Here is a 13,875-nt window from a genome sequence, read left to right as displayed (position 1 = left end):
TCTGGAATGTCAGCTTTCAGGAAGAGGATAGGGGTGGGCCAGGAGCAGCGCCCGGCCGCGTTCCAGCGCGATGCCAAGCTGCCCCTTGACCTCGTTTGATATAGTGAGCGAGGAGCCGAACGCCACCTCGACGCGGTCGAGCGGCCACTTGGCGCCGGTGACCGTCAGGCCGGCGAGCTCTGAGAAGCCGAGCACCGAAAACAAGGTGCCGTCCTCATAGTCGAAGCCGGCTTTGCCCGGCAAAACGGGAATGCCTTCCTGCGCGCCGCTGGTCAGCAGAACTTGCGTGCCCGCCTCGGCCAGCCGCACGGCGAGCGCCAGGTGCAGGAAAGCATGGTCGGCGCGCTTGCCGCCGAAGGCGCCGGCCAGAACCAGGCTGGTGGCGCCGCGCCGGAGCGCTTCCGCGATGGCGAGCTCGCCGTCGGTCATGTCCTTCTCTGCCGGAAAGATCTTTCGCGGAACGGCGGCGAGGTCATCCGGCAGGTTCGCCGGCACCGAATCGAAATCGCCGACCCAAAGTTCCGGCATGAGGCCAAGCATGCGGGCATGGCCGATGCCGGCATCGGCGGCGATGACGCGCGAACCCTCGATCTGGTGTTCGAGCCGGGGCGTGCGGATAAGTTCGCCGCCAAGCAGGATGGTGAATGTGCCCATGGCCGTGGCCCTTACCAGCCCTCCAGGCGAAACGGAAGCCGGACGGCCCGCGCTTCGGTGGCGCCCGCCCCGGAACATTAGCTGCCCGGCAAACTTCCGCTTGCACGCCGCTTCGGCCGGGCCTATCTGTCGAAACGCTCTAACGGGGTGCCGGACGTGATCCGGCTGAGAGGCGATCAAGCCAACCCGCTGAACCTGATCCGGTTTGTACCGGCGGAGGGATTAGACGTTTCGGACCATCCGGCGCCTCAATTCCTTGTCACTCGAACGAAGGAGGCGCCGATGCGCGCAATGCTGTCCAATCTCATTCTCGCTACCGGTCTCGTGTCGCTTCTGGCAGGCGTCGTGCCTGCCGAGGCGAAAGACAAGCTCACCGTCTATACCTATGAGAGCTTCACCGCCGATTGGGGGCCTGGGCCGGCCGTCAAGAAGGAGTTCGAGGCCGAATGCGGCTGCGATCTCGAATTCGTCTCGGTGGCCGATGGCGTCGCGCTGCTCAACCGCGTCAAGCTCGAGGGCGCCGGCACCAAGGCCGACATCGTGCTCGGCCTCGACACCAACCTGACCGCCGACGCCAAGGCGAGCGGCTTGTTCGCGCCGCATGGCGAAGTCTCCGGCATCAACGTGCCCGGCGGCTGGAGCGACGATACCTTTGTCCCGTTTGACTACGGCTATTTCGCCGTTGTGTACGACACGGAGAAACTGAAAAACCCGCCGAAGAGCTTGAAGGAGCTGGTCGAGGGCGCCGGCACGGACAAGATCGTCATCCAGGATCCGCGCACCTCGACGCCCGGCCTCGGGCTGCTTTTGTGGGTGAAGTCGGTCTATGGCGACAAGGCGCCCGAGGCCTGGGCCAAGCTCAAGACGAAGGTGCTGACGGTGACGCCAGGCTGGAGCGAGGCCTATGGCCTGTTCACCAAGGGCGAGGCGCCGATGGTGCTCTCCTACACCACCTCGCCGGCCTACCACATGGTGGCCGAGAACACCGAGCGCTACCAGGCGGCCTCCTTCGAGGAGGGCGAATACCTGCAGATCGAAGTCGCCGGCATCACCACGACGGGCGCGAAGAACCCGCTGGCGCAAAAATTCATTGCCTTCATGACCGGGCCGAAATTCCAGGACGTCATTCCGGAGACCAACTGGATGTTCCCGGCCGGCAAGACCGATAAGCCGCTCAACCCGGCCTTCGACAAGCTGGTCAAGCCGACCAAGGCCCTGCTGTTCAGCCCGGAGGAAGTCGCCGCCAACCGCAAGGCCTGGGTGGGTGAGTGGCTGGCGGTGATGAGCAAGTAGGGCTGTAATGCTTGCGCCAAGGCCCCCCTCTCTGTCCTGCCGGACATCTCCCCCTCAAGGGGGGAGATTGGCAGCTTTGGCGCCTTGCTCAATCCTGCGGCATTGGAGATTGGCGAAAGCCCGAGTGACGTCTGATCTCCCCCCTAGAGGGGGAGATGGCCGGCAGGCCAGAGAGGGGGGCGAAGGAACTCGGCGCTCGTTAGCTCGAACTCAAATGGCGCAGCGTGCGACACGCGCCCTCTGACTCCCGCATCACTGCCGGCGCCGTCGCGCTTGCGGCCATCGCCTTGCTCATCGGCGGCGCCTTCGCCGGTCTCGCCGTCGAAGGCGCGCAGGATCTCTCCGGCGCTGTCGCCGCCTTCGACAGCTACCTCTTCCGCGTCGCTCGCTTCACACTGTGGCAAGCGGCTCTCTCGACGCTCCTATCGGTCGGCCCCGCGCTGCTGGTGGCGCGTGCTCTGTCGAGGCATCCGGCCTTTCCCGGACGCCGCCTGATTCTGCAATTGTTCACCGTGCCGCTGGCATTGCCGGCGATTGTCGCCGCGCTCGGCATATTGGCGCTCTACGGTCGGGCGGGATATTTTGCCGGCGTCTTCGCCGGGCTTGGCGGCGGGGAGTGGCCAGGGATCTACGGTCTCTCCGGCATCCTGGTCGCCCATGTCTTCTTCAACCTGCCCCTGGCGACGCGCCTGTTCCTGGAGGCGCTGGGCACCATTCCCACCGACCAGTGGCGGCTGGCGAGCCAGCTCGGCATGGGTGCCCGGCCGGCCTTCCGGCTGATCGAATGGCCGGTGCTGCGCGCGGCCCTGCCGGGGATCGCCGGGCTGGTCTTCATGCTCTGCATCACGTCCTTCACCATCGTGCTGACGCTGGGCGGCGGTCCGGCCGCGACGACGCTGGAGGTCGCCATCTACCAGGCGCTGCGGTTCGATTTCGATCCGGCCCGCGCCGTGGTGCTGACGCTGCTGCAGATCGCGCTCACCTTCATCGTGGTCGTCGCGCTGACGCGGCTCGGCGCCAACACGGTCGGCGACGCCAATCTTCCGGTGGCGCCGCGCCGCTACCTTTCGGCGGGCCGAATGGAGAGTGCGCTGAACGCCGGCCTCATCGCGCTTGCCCTGCTGTTCGTTGCGGGACCGATGCTGGCGACCGTGCTTTCAGGTCTGGAGGCCGATCTCGGCCGGCTGGCGGGTGAGGAGGCGGTGCGCCGCGCGACGCTCACCAGCGCGGGCCTCGCGCTGCTTGCGGCGCTGCTCAGCGTGACGTTGTCGCTGGCGCTGATCGCGGCGCGGCGCGCGCTGTCCCTGCGGCGCCGGGCAGGTGGCGCGATGGGCCTGCTCGAACATGCCGCCGACACCGGCGCCGGCTTCGTGCTCGTCGTGCCGCCGATCGTGCTTGGCGCCGGCTGGTTCCTGGCGCTGCGCCATGTCACCGATGTCTTTGCCATCGCGCCGGTCATGGTCGTTGCCGTCAACGCGGTGATGGCGATGCCCTTCGCGATCCGCGCCATTCGCCCGGCCTATGACGCGGCGAGCGAGCGTCACGAGCGGCTTTGCCTGGCGCTCGGCATATCCGGCTGGAACCGGCTCAGCCTGATCGACTGGCCGTCGCTCAGGCGGCCCTTGGCCACCGGCTTCGCCTTCGCCATGGCGCTGTCGCTCGGCGATCTCGGCGTGATCGCGCTGTTCGGGAGCGATTCCGTGCAGACCTTGCCCTATCTGCTTTTGGCGCGCATGGGCAGCTACCGGACAGCCGACGCCGCGGGGCTTGCCTTGCTGCTCGGCCTCGTCTGCCTGATGCTGGTGGTCGCCGCCGACTGGCTCGGGCGGGAAGGAAAGTCATGACGACGAGCAACGGCACCGCGCAGAAAGGCCTGGCTGTCCGGCTGGATGGCGTCTCGTTCAGCTATGGCGAGGCGTCCTTCCGCTTCGATGCCGAATTCGCCGACGGCAGGATCACAGCCATCATGGGGCCGAGCGGCTCCGGCAAGTCGACGCTGCTCAATCTGATAGCCGGCTTCGAGGTGCCCGATGCAGGCAAGGTGCTGATCGGCGGCACCGATCTCGGCACCGCGCCGCCTTCGGCGCGGCCGGTGTCGATGGTGTTCCAGGAAAACAATTTGTTTGCGCATCTTTCCGTCGAAGCCAATGTCGGGCTCGGCCGCTCGCCGTCGCTCAAGCTCGGCGATGCCGATCGTATTGCCGTCGCCGAGGCACTGGCGCGTGTCGGTCTTGCCGGCAAGGAAAAGCGGCTGCCGCGCGAGCTTTCCGGCGGCGAGCGGCAACGCGTGGCGCTGGCGCGGGTGCTGCTGCGCGACCGGCCCGTTCTGCTGCTCGACGAACCTTTCGCGTCGCTCGGCCCGGCGCTGCGCGACGACATGCTCGACCTTGTCGCCGGCATCCATGCCGAGCGCAAGATGACGGTGCTTTTCGTCACGCATCAGCCCGAAGATGCGCGCCGCATCGGCCAGGACGTCGCATTTCTCGATGAAGGCACGATCGCGGCGACGGGCCCGGCCGAGGATTTCTTCGATCGGTCTGGACCGGACGCCTTCCGGCGCTATATCGGCGATCGAGGCGGCACCGTTGCCGGATCACAACATATTGCCCGGAAGCGGACATAATTTACGGCCAAACCGGCAACGGGTGATCCGGCGTTTGCTTGCCTTGTCCGGGGGAGTGTGGCTAGGTCCGCCATGCTGGTCCGGCTGGGCCGTGATTTGCCGAAAGATTTCGAAAGGAAGCCGATCTGTCGACCGGCGCTGAGAGGGTTTGGATGAGGCCGCTGGCACGATTTTTCGCGCTGGCAAGCGTCGTGGCGCTGGCCAGCTGCCAGATGTTCACGCCGCCGGACGTGCAGGAATCGGGCTTCCAGCCTTCCGACAAGCCGATCACCGTCGACAATGTCGTCGCCAACGCCAAGCTCGCCGACATGGCGAAGGCGCAGCATCCGCGGATTCTCGCCACCTATGGCGGCGAATATTCCGATCCCAGGCTCGAACGCATGGTGGCCAAGGTCGTCGGCAATCTGACGGTGGTGTCGGCGAACCCGACCCAGACCTATCGCATCACCATCCTGAACTCGCCCAACGTCAACGCCTTCGCGCTGCCGGGCGGCTATCTCTATGTGACGCGCGGCCTGCTGGCGCTGGCCAACGATTCCTCCGAGCTTGCCGCCGTCATCGCGCATGAGATGGGTCACGTCACCGCCAATCATGGCCTGCAGCGGCAGCAGCTCGAAGCGGAGGAGGGCCTGGCGACCAAGGTTGTTTCCGATGTGCTCGGCGACAGTCCGACCGCCAAGGCGGCACTGATCCGCGGCAAGCTGAGGCTGGCGCAATTCTCGCGCAACCAGGAACTGCAGGCCGACGCCATCGGCATCAAGTCGATCGGCGAGGCGGGCTATGATCCCTATGCCGCCGGCCGCTTCCTGCAGTCGATGTCGGCCTATACCGATTTCCGCTCGGTCAGCGGCGCCACCGACGCCAGCCTCGACTTCCTGGCGACGCACCCCAACACGCCCCAGCGCATCGAGCTGGCGCAGCGCCTTGCGCGCAATTTCGGCCCGCCCGGCGTAGGCACGCGCGACCGCGACGCATTTCTGGCCGGCATAGACGGGCTGCTCTACGGCGACACGCCTGAAGAAGGCTATGTGCGCGGCCAGACCTTCATGCACCCCAATCTCGGCGTCTCCTTCACGGTGCCGGACGGCTTCGTCATCGACAATACGGCGGCCGCGGTCACCGCGACCGGGCCTGGCGACATCGCCGTCCGTTTCGACGGCGTGGCTATCAACAAGTCCGTATCGCTCACCGATTACATCCGCAGCGGCTGGGTGGCGGGTCTCGAGGACGCCAGCGTGCGCCAGGAAACGGTCAATGGCAACGAGGCGGCGATGGCGCATGCCAGCGCGCAAGGCTGGCAGTTCGACATCGCCGTGATCCGCGCCGGCGGGCAGGTCTACAGGCTGCTGACGGCCGCGCCCTCGGCCAGCACCGCGTTGGACCCGGTCGCGCGCTCGGTCAGCGGTTCCTTCCGCGTGCTGAGCCCTGCCGAGAAGGCGGCGCTGAAGCCGCTGCATATCCGCGTCGTCACCGTCCAGGCAGGGCAGACCATGGGCTCGCTCGCCGCGCAAATGGTCGGCGTCGACCGCAAGCTCGACCTGTTCCGGGTGCTCAACGCCATGTCGCCCGGTGCCAGCGTATCGGCCGGCGACAAGGTCAAGATCGTCACCGACAAATAGAGACTCGGGGCCAACCCGGCGCCGTGGGCGATCTGAACTATCGCCCGGGCCGGGGGCCGTTGTCTTCACAAGCCGTCACTACCGGTGTCGCCACCGTCACCACCGCCGGTATTGCCATCGCTGGCGTGGCTGGCGCCGCCAGTCCAGGATGTTCTCCCGGTTTCGGTCGGTATCGGCTTGACCTTTGGTGCTCCCGGAATTGTCCGTGTGATGGTCTTCGGTTTCGACACGGGCACGCGGATCACCTTTATCTTCGTGATGACCTTCGGCGGTACCTTGCACGCCATGACCACGGGCGTGCTGCGCGTGGGAAGACCGAGAATGCCCATCGAGTACGCGTCCTGCCGCTCCATGCCCGCTTTGAGGAAAGCCAGGGCGCGTGCCGGGTCGGCGGGCACGCCGTTGCGGCCTTCCTTGAAGATCAGAGCAAGCTCCTTCATGGCATCGACATGTCCCATGGCCGCTGCCTGGAGCAGGAGGTCCAGTCCCTTGCCGGTATCGCGCTCGACGCCGAGGCCATTGAACAAAGCGCGTCCCCAGGCGGCCATGGCGTAGGGGTCTCCCTTGTCCGACGCCTTCGAATAGAGGTCGGTCGCCTTCGATGTCTCGACAGCCGTCCCTGTTCCGGACGGGGCGATGGAGCCGAGCGCGAAGAGGGCGCGGATATGTCCCTTGTCCGCGGCCTCCTGGATCGCCTGCCTGGCCTCGTCGACCCTGCCCGACGCCAGCAGCACCCGCCCCAGTTCGTAACGGAAGCGCGCAATGTCGGGATAGGCCTTCACCGCCGCCTCGCAGGCCTCGAGAGCCCCGCCGCCGATCTCGTTCGGCAACCGGCCCGGGACGACGCCCTGCAGGTCGAGCGGTTCGCCGGCAGCCTGGTCGCAAGGATCGACGTCCGGCGACAGCTTCATCGTCGCCTGCTTTGCGGCGTTGCCGACGCGGATCTGGAAGCCGACCTCGATGGGAGCGGACGAGCCGATCTGCGGCTCGTAGCGCAATTTATCGACCTCGGCGGCCATCAGGCTCGATTGCGGCGAAAGCACGCGATCGGGCAGGGACAGCGTCCCGGTCGCCGGGTAGTTCGCAAGCTCGAGGCTGACCCCGGCATCCTTGGCCGGAAGATCCAGTTTCAGCGGAACCGGGCCGACGCCGACCGGGATGCGGATGTCGCGACTTCCAATCGCTTCGGCGGCATCGGCAACCTGGATTCCGCGCTCGGTTGCCTGCTGGTCCTGCTGCGCGGCGGGCGGCGACGGTGCTGGTTGCTCCGCCCCGCGCATCAGCACGACATCGTCGATCAGCGAGGAGTTCTCCCACGGGACCTGCTTGCCGTTGGTGGCCTTGACCACATCGCGGCGCACGGCCGCCATGACCGAGCTTATCTCCTGGTCCGGAGCCAGGGCGCGGCGGGAAAAGGACGACGAGAACGGACTGAGGTCGCCGGCGCCGTCATAGGCGACGGCGCCCGGTTCGGTGGCAAAGGCAATCAGCGTGTTCTGCGAACCCGTTACCTGCGCAAGTCCGCTGTCGCCGGCGACGATCAACTGGTCGCGCAGCCAATAGTCCTTGCGCGGGAAAGGGTTGTTGCGACAGGCATCGAGGATGATCATCTGGATCTTCGATCTCGAGCGCAGCTGCCGCAATATGTCGTTGACCTTGATGGCCTGGACTTCCATGTCGGCCGCGTCCTTCAGCGACGCATCGACTGGGATCAGGAAATTCTCGCCGCCGATCTGGAAGCCGTGCCCCGAATAGTAGACGACCGCCAGGTCGGCGCCGTCGGCGGCCGCCAGGTAGTTGCGGAACCGCTCCTCGAACTGAAGCCTGGTCAGGTCCTTGGCGGTGAACACCTCGAAGCCGGCCAGCCGGAATGTCTTCGACACATCGTCGGCGTCCTTGTCCGGGTTCTTGAGGGCCGGGATTTCGCGGTATTCGGAATTGCCGATGACAAGGGCAACTCTTCGATCGGCGCGCGCCTCGAATGTCGTGAAGCCCACGAGGATCAAGGCTGCAAGGAGCACGCAGCATCGCAGCATGGCAAATCCCCCATATGTTGTGATCTGGAGGTGTCAAAAAGGCCGATTGGGGCGCGATGGTCTGTTAAAGAGCTCACAAATCATAGGTATTATCGAGGAAATTTGCCCGACGGCGACATATTCTTATTTAATAAATTTCTTATCCTTGATTTTTGCACGCATTAACTTCAGGCGGCTTCCGCCAAAAATTCCGGATTCTGCTTCACCAGTGCCAGCTTCAGCTTTTCCATGGCGCGGGCTTCGATCTGACGGACGCGCTCCTTGGAGATGCCGAGCTGTTCGCCGAGCGATTCCAGCGTGGCGCCGTCGTCGCTAAGCCTGCGCTCCTCGATGATGCGGAGCTCGCGGGGGTTGAGCGCGCCGAGCGCGCTCTTCAGCCAGACGGCACGGCGCTGGACATCGATCCTTTCGCCGACGATCTCGTCGGGAAGCGGATCCTCCGAGACCAGGAAGTCCATCCGCTCGGCGGCGCCGTTCTCGTCGGCCAAAGGCGCATTGAGCGAGCTGTCGGGTGAGGACAGGCGTGAATCCATCATCGCCACGTCGGCTTCCGGAACGCCGAGCGCGGCCGAGACCTCGCGGTAGAGCGTGGCATTGGAGAGCGGCTCGGCGCCGTTGGCCAGCCGTGCGCGTAAACGGCGCAGATTGAAGAACAGCGCCTTCTGCGCCGAGCTGGTGCCGCCGCGCACGATCGACCAGTTGCGCAAGATGTAGTCCTGCATGGAGGCGCGGATCCACCAGGTGGCGTATGTGGAAAAGCGTACTTCCCGCGCGGGCTCGAAACGCGCCGCGGCCTCGAGCAGGCCGACATGGCCTTCCTGGATCAGATCGCCGAGCGGCAGGCCGTAGTGTCGGAATTTCGAGGCCATGGAGATCACCAGCCGCATATGGGCGACGGTGATCCGGTGCAGCGCGTGCTGATCGTTCTCTTCCTTCCAGCGGAGCGCAAGGACGTGCTCCTCGTCGCGCTCGAGATAGGGAGCCCTCATTGCCGCCCGGACCAGTGTCCGTCCTGCCGCGTCCTGGATCATGCCGGCTCCTGTTGGCGGTGATTGGTACGGTTGAAAAGACGCCGCCGCGCCCTACAACAGCCATGCAACGTGTCAGGCGTATGGATGGTTCCGCCGCCCGCGGGGGGCAGATGTTGCCGACGGGAACATTTTGTTATTGGCCGGGAAAAGCCGTTTGGCGGATTCTCGAGCTGATTTGAGAACCAGATTTCTGGTAGAGACGATTTTTGAAATCTGGTTCCTTATTTAGCGACCTTCTATCTGTCAGTTTCCGGGTCTCACAATCGCGCCGGGGGCACCGGTCAAAACGGGATCACATAAAAATGAAATGGCTTAAGTCGCTTCTTGTCGCCGGAACGCTGCAGGTTCTGGCGGTCACCGCCGGCCATGCCGGCGCCAATCTCGACCAGATCAAGCAGGCCGGCGTGCTCAAGGTCGGCACCGAAGGCACCTACGCGCCCTTCACCTATCACGACGAATCCAACGCGCTGGTCGGCTTCGACGTCGAGATCGCCAAGGCCATCGGCGACAAGCTCGGCGTCAAGGTCGAGTTCCTCGAGGGCAAGTGGGACGGGCTGATCGCCGGCCTCGACGCCAACCGCTACGACGCCGTCATCAACGAGGTCGGCATCACCGATGCGCGCAAGGCCAAATATGATTTCTCCGATCCCTACATCGCCTCGAAGGCGGTGCTGATCGTGCGCGGCGACAACACCGACATCAAGACCTTCGCCGACCTCAAGGGCAAGAAGTCGGCGCAGTCGCTGACCTCCAATTTCGGCAAGCTCGCCGAATCCAACGGCGCCGAGCTCGTCGGCACCGACGGCTTCGACCAGTCGATCCAGCTGCTGCTCACCGGCCGCGCCGACGCCACGATCAACGACAGCCTGTCCTTCCTCGATTTCAAGAAGCACAAGCCGGACGCCAATGTGAAGATCGCCGCGCAGGAAGAGAATGCCGACTATTCCGGCGTCATCGTGCGCAAGGGCGATCCGGAACTGGTCGCCGCCATCAACAAGGCGCTGGCCGACATCAAGGCCGACGGCACCTACCAGAAGATCGCCGACAAATATTTCGGCCAGGACGTTTCGAAGTAAGGCAATCGTCCTTCGTTCTAAAAATGGCGGGTCGTCAAAGACGGCCCGCCATTTTTTGCACGATATTCATGCGCCGGCGTCTTTGACGGCTCGCCGGTTTTTGCGTGATAGTCAGTTCATACGGGGGAACGCGCCGCCGTATCTGGAAGGGAGAAGCGCTCCGTGCCGCACTGGCTGCAATTGATGCTGGAATCGTTGCCTACGCTGTTATGGGCGGCGTTGATCTTCACCGTGCCGCTGACGCTCCTGTCCTTCGCGCTCGGGCTCATCGCCGGGCTTGCGACGGCGCTGATCCGGCTGTTCGGGCCGAAGCCGCTGGTCGCGCTGGTGCGCTTCTATGTCTGGATCTTTCGCGGCACGCCGCTGCTCGTTCAGTTGTTCCTGATCTTCTACGGCCTGCCGTCGGTCGGCATCCTGCTCGATGCCTTTCCGGCCGCGCTGATCGGCTTCACGCTCAACATCGGCGCCTACACGTCGGAGATCATCCGCGCCGTCATCGGCTCGGTGCCGAAGGGGCAGTGGGAGGCTTCCTATTCGATCGGCATGACCTGGAGCCAGGCGATGCGGCGCACGATCCTGCCGCAGGCGGGCCGCGTCGCGGTGCCGCCGCTCTCCAACACCTTCATCTCGCTGGTCAAGGATACCTCGCTGGCGGCGGCGATCACCGTGCCCGAGATGTTCCAGGCCGCGCAGCGCATCGTCGCCACCACCTATGAGCCGCTGATCCTCTATGTCGAGGCGGCGGCGCTCTATCTCGCGCTGAGCTCGGTGCTGTCGGCGCTGCAGGCGCGGCTGGAGGTGCGGCTCAACCGCTATGGCGGGTTCCTGGAGGCCAATTCATGATCGGCCTCACCGACATCGAAAAGCGCTTCGGCGACAATCTGGTGCTGAAAGGCGTCACCGTCAGCCTTGCCGAGGGCTCCGTGACCGCGCTGGTCGGTCCTTCCGGCGGCGGCAAAAGCACGCTCTTGCGCTGCATCAACCTCCTGGAGATCCCGACGTCCGGATCGTTGCGCATCGGCGACGAGACGCTTGCGTTCCATCCGGGCGGCAAGGTCCCGACCAAGGACATCCAGCGCATCCGCCTGCAGACCGGCATGGTGTTCCAGAATTTCCAGCTCTTTCCGCACCGCACGGCGATCGAGAATGTCATGGAAGGGCTGGTGACGGTGCTGAAATGGCCCGAGCCAAGAGCGCGCGAGCGGGCGATGGCGCTGCTCGAAAAGGTCGGCATGGCGCACAAGGCGGATGCCTGGCCGGCGACGCTGTCGGGCGGCGAGCAGCAGCGCGTGGCGATCGCCCGGGCGCTGGCGCCGTCGCCGCGCGTGCTGCTTTGCGACGAGCCGACCTCGGCGCTCGATCCGGAGCTGGCGCAGGAAGTGGTCGACGTGCTCGGGCAGCTTGCCCGCGAAGGTACGACCATGGTGATGGCCACGCATGACCTGCGGCTCGCCTCCAAGATCGCGCAGGAGGTCGTCTTCCTCGATGCCGGCTCGATCGTCGAGAAAGGCCCGGCCTCGGTCGTGTTCGACAATCCGGAGCGCGAGCGGACCAAACGCTTCATTGCCTCGCTCAGGCAGGAGGAGGCGCAGAAGGAAGCCGGCGGCGGGGCGTAGAGTTGGGCACCAGAGACAAAAAACCCGGCGCGAGGCCGGGTTTTTCATACGCTTGGAGCGAAAAAGCTCAGGCAGCTTCTTCCTGTTCGGATTCTTCGTTGTCGGCCTTGGCGCCGCGCTTCGGACCCTTGTTGAGGTTGACCTCGATGAGGCGCACTGCCTCGGTCTCCGACATGCGGTTCACAGCGGCGATCTCGCGGGCCATGCGGTCGAGCGCGGCTTCATAGAGCTGACGCTCGGAATAGGACTGCTCCGGCTGGTTGTCGGCGCGATAGAGGTCGCGCACCACTTCCGAGATCGAGATCAGGTCGCCGGAATTGATCTTGGCGTCATATTCCTGGGCACGGCGCGACCACATGGTGCGCTTGACGCGGGCGCGGCCCTGCACGACCTTCAGCGCGCGGTCGACATAGTCTTCTTCCGACAGCTTGCGCATGCCGATCGAGGTCGCCTTGGCGACCGGCACCTTGAGCCGCATCTTGTCCTTCTGAAAGTCGATGACGAACAGTTCCAGCTTGTGGCCTGCCACTTCCTGCTCGTCGATCGCCACGATCTGGCCGACGCCATGCGCCGGGTAGACGATGAACTCGCCGGTCTTGAAACCGTGACGGGCCGCGGTGGACTTCTTCTGCGGGGTGATCGTTGCCATTACGCCCTGAACTCCTTGGTTGTAGCGCCGGCATGGCGGCGCCGGCTGAACTCGTGTGACCGGCGGTGGCCGATCATTAGCCGCACAACAGGTGAACCCACCGGAAAAGCCGAGACCAGCAAAGCGCACGAATGCGGCCGCCTGTCCCAGATTGCTCTGGTTCGGGTTTGAGAAGCTCACCTTTCAGTGATTTGGGGCGTTAGCGCCATAAATCGACGTTGTGTCACCGGCATGTTTCGCTGATGTAACACAAAAAGTCGGAAGAATCAAGGTTTTGCTGCGTTCGCTAACGCCGAGCGACACCGCTTCCTGTCAAGACAGTAATTGTATCGGCCATGTTACGCCGCGTCACGCTGGCGCTATCTGCGATTATGTCAATCGCCTTCGCCGGGCTCCGCAGAGAAATATTTCTCGAACTTTCCGGTCTCGCCGTCGAAGGTCTTGGCGTCAGCCGGCGGCTCTTTCTTGGCGGTGATGTTGGGCCATTTCTCGGCATATTCGGAATTGACCTGCAACCATTTGTCGAGACCGCCCTCGGTGTCCGGCTTGATCGCGTCGGCCGGGCATTCGGGCTCACAGACGCCGCAGTCGATGCACTCGTCGGGGTGGATGACGAGCATGTTCTCGCCTTCGTAGAAACAGTCGACCGGACAGACCTCGATGCAGTCCATGTATTTGCATTTGATGCAATTGTCGGTCACGACATAGGTCATTGCAGGCTCCGGAACGTCCCATTTTGCTGGGCTTTTTGGCTGAGGTAACGCCTTTGCCCGCCGCTTGCAAGGGCAGGGCTTGCTGGCCGGGCCGGCGTTGCGGAAACGAATTGTCGCGGTTCGCTGCGCCGAGGGTCCCTTATAATCTCAATCGTCGCCGAGCAGCCGGTCGGTCTGCCGGCGCTCGCGTTTGGTCGGGCGACCGCTGCCGGCCTCGCGCAAGGCCGGAATGGCGTCCGGAACGGCCTCGCCTTTGGGTGTCGGCGCCGGCGACATGTCCTCATAAAGCAGCCGCGCCTCCTCGGCCGGGCCTCGCCGCGTGCCGCAGTTCAAGACTTTCCAGACGAGGATACGGCCTTCCAAGGTGATGGTCAGCACGTCGCCGGGCTTCACCATATCCGAGGCCTGCGCTGCTTTGTCGCGATTGATGCGGACGCGCCCGGCGACGGCGATTTTCGCCGCCAGGGACCGCGATTTCACCGCGCGCGAGAAGAACAGCCATTTGTCGATGCGCTGGCGGCCTTCTCCAACCATCGCGGCTAGCTCTGTTGGAGCATGATCTCGC

13 protein-coding genes and 1 riboswitch are annotated in these 13,875 nt (G+C 64.7%); of the genes, 7 read left to right on the top strand and 6 right to left on the bottom strand.

Annotation, left to right across the window (positions count from 1 at the left end; all coding sequences use genetic code 11):
• Positions 1–9 precede the first annotated feature (9 nt).
• Positions 10–654: a thiamine diphosphokinase gene (locus tag FJ471_RS11485; RefSeq protein ID WP_140803269.1), complete on the bottom strand. Its 645-nt coding sequence runs from the start codon at positions 652–654 to the stop codon at positions 10–12.
• 133 nt (positions 655–787) lie between these two features.
• Positions 788–893: riboswitch (TPP riboswitch) on the top strand.
• A gap of 43 nt (positions 894–936) precedes the next feature.
• Between FJ471_RS11485 and thiB the strand changes: the two genes are divergently transcribed.
• The 4 genes from thiB (at position 937) to FJ471_RS11460 (ending at position 6,189) form a co-directional block, all read left to right on the top strand.
• Positions 937–1,947, top strand: coding sequence for a thiamine ABC transporter substrate binding subunit (thiB, locus tag FJ471_RS11480; RefSeq protein WP_140803268.1), 1,011 nt, complete (start codon positions 937–939; stop codon positions 1,945–1,947).
• A gap of 224 nt (positions 1,948–2,171) precedes the next feature.
• On the top strand, positions 2,172–3,791 hold the full coding sequence (thiP, locus tag FJ471_RS11470; RefSeq protein ID WP_140803267.1) for a thiamine/thiamine pyrophosphate ABC transporter permease: 1,620 nt from the start codon (positions 2,172–2,174) through the stop codon (positions 3,789–3,791).
• The gene (thiQ, locus tag FJ471_RS11465) at positions 3,788–4,570 is read left to right on the top strand and encodes a thiamine ABC transporter ATP-binding protein (protein ID WP_140803266.1); all 783 of its coding nucleotides are present in this window, start codon (positions 3,788–3,790) and stop codon (positions 4,568–4,570) included. Before thiP ends, thiQ begins: the two co-directional genes overlap by 4 nt.
• A gap of 152 nt (positions 4,571–4,722) precedes the next feature.
• A complete protein-coding gene (locus FJ471_RS11460; RefSeq protein ID WP_140803265.1) occupies positions 4,723–6,189 on the top strand; it encodes a M48 family metalloprotease in 1,467 nt (488 codons plus the stop codon).
• 65 nt (positions 6,190–6,254) lie between these two features.
• Here the strand turns inward: FJ471_RS11460 and FJ471_RS11455 are convergent, their stop codons facing one another.
• Both FJ471_RS11455 and FJ471_RS11450 read right to left on the bottom strand, forming a co-directional pair.
• Entirely contained in the window at positions 6,255–8,210 is a 1,956-nt protein-coding gene (locus FJ471_RS11455; RefSeq protein WP_246684690.1) for a caspase family protein, read from the bottom strand.
• A gap of 182 nt (positions 8,211–8,392) precedes the next feature.
• Positions 8,393–9,256: an RNA polymerase factor sigma-32 gene (locus FJ471_RS11450; protein WP_140803263.1), complete on the bottom strand. Its 864-nt coding sequence runs from the start codon at positions 9,254–9,256 to the stop codon at positions 8,393–8,395.
• A gap of 302 nt (positions 9,257–9,558) precedes the next feature.
• Between FJ471_RS11450 and FJ471_RS11445 the strand changes: the two genes are divergently transcribed.
• From FJ471_RS11445 to FJ471_RS11435, 3 genes are all read left to right on the top strand, one after another.
• Positions 9,559–10,332, top strand: coding sequence for an amino acid ABC transporter substrate-binding protein (locus FJ471_RS11445; protein ID WP_140803262.1), 774 nt, complete (start codon positions 9,559–9,561; stop codon positions 10,330–10,332).
• A gap of 162 nt (positions 10,333–10,494) precedes the next feature.
• The gene (locus FJ471_RS11440) at positions 10,495–11,175 is read left to right on the top strand and encodes an ABC transporter permease subunit (RefSeq protein WP_140803261.1); all 681 of its coding nucleotides are present in this window, start codon (positions 10,495–10,497) and stop codon (positions 11,173–11,175) included.
• Entirely contained in the window at positions 11,172–11,948 is a 777-nt protein-coding gene (locus FJ471_RS11435) for an amino acid ABC transporter ATP-binding protein (protein WP_140803260.1), read from the top strand. The genes FJ471_RS11440 and FJ471_RS11435 overlap by 4 nt, the downstream gene beginning before the upstream one ends.
• Before the next feature lie 67 nt (positions 11,949–12,015).
• Here the strand turns inward: FJ471_RS11435 and FJ471_RS11430 are convergent, their stop codons facing one another.
• The 3 genes from FJ471_RS11430 to FJ471_RS11420 all read right to left on the bottom strand — a co-directional run bounded on the left by FJ471_RS11430 (position 12,016) and on the right by FJ471_RS11420 (position 13,844).
• Complete coding sequence (locus FJ471_RS11430) at positions 12,016–12,597, bottom strand: CarD family transcriptional regulator (protein WP_140803259.1); 582 nt, start codon at positions 12,595–12,597, stop codon at positions 12,016–12,018.
• 374 nt (positions 12,598–12,971) lie between these two features.
• The gene (gene fdxA / locus FJ471_RS11425) at positions 12,972–13,310 is read right to left on the bottom strand and encodes a ferredoxin FdxA (RefSeq protein WP_112101550.1); all 339 of its coding nucleotides are present in this window, start codon (positions 13,308–13,310) and stop codon (positions 12,972–12,974) included.
• Between the two features lie 147 nt (positions 13,311–13,457).
• A complete protein-coding gene (locus FJ471_RS11420; protein WP_140803258.1) occupies positions 13,458–13,844 on the bottom strand; it encodes an RNA-binding S4 domain-containing protein in 387 nt (128 codons plus the stop codon).
• Positions 13,845–13,875: the final 31 nt, after the last annotated feature.

This window comes from Mesorhizobium sp. B2-7-1 (assembly GCF_006440735.1).
Lineage (GTDB): Bacteria > Pseudomonadota > Alphaproteobacteria > Rhizobiales > Rhizobiaceae > Mesorhizobium.
The sequence above is the reverse complement of the archived record's forward strand: the minus strand, read 5'-3'. Positions and strand labels throughout refer to the sequence as shown.

What these genes read in the sequence shown, in the direction of transcription:
- FJ471_RS11485 (WP_140803269.1), bottom strand. Translation starts at nt 654, where the DNA reads ATGGGCACATTCACCATCCTGCTTGGCGGCGAACTTATCCGCACGCCC.
- thiB (WP_140803268.1), top strand. Translation starts at nt 937, where the DNA reads ATGCGCGCAATGCTGTCCAATCTCATTCTCGCTACCGGTCTCGTGTCG.
- thiQ (WP_140803266.1), top strand. Translation starts at nt 3,788, where the DNA reads ATGACGACGAGCAACGGCACCGCGCAGAAAGGCCTGGCTGTCCGGCTG.
- FJ471_RS11460 (WP_140803265.1), top strand. Translation starts at nt 4,723, where the DNA reads ATGAGGCCGCTGGCACGATTTTTCGCGCTGGCAAGCGTCGTGGCGCTG.
- FJ471_RS11450 (WP_140803263.1), bottom strand. Translation starts at nt 9,256, where the DNA reads ATGATCCAGGACGCGGCAGGACGGACACTGGTCCGGGCGGCAATGAGG.
- FJ471_RS11445 (WP_140803262.1), top strand. Translation starts at nt 9,559, where the DNA reads ATGAAATGGCTTAAGTCGCTTCTTGTCGCCGGAACGCTGCAGGTTCTG.
- FJ471_RS11435 (WP_140803260.1), top strand. Translation starts at nt 11,172, where the DNA reads ATGATCGGCCTCACCGACATCGAAAAGCGCTTCGGCGACAATCTGGTG.
- FJ471_RS11430 (WP_140803259.1), bottom strand. Translation starts at nt 12,597, where the DNA reads ATGGCAACGATCACCCCGCAGAAGAAGTCCACCGCGGCCCGTCACGGT.
- fdxA (WP_112101550.1), bottom strand. Translation starts at nt 13,310, where the DNA reads ATGACCTATGTCGTGACCGACAATTGCATCAAATGCAAATACATGGAC.
- FJ471_RS11420 (WP_140803258.1), bottom strand. Translation starts at nt 13,844, where the DNA reads ATGGTTGGAGAAGGCCGCCAGCGCATCGACAAATGGCTGTTCTTCTCG.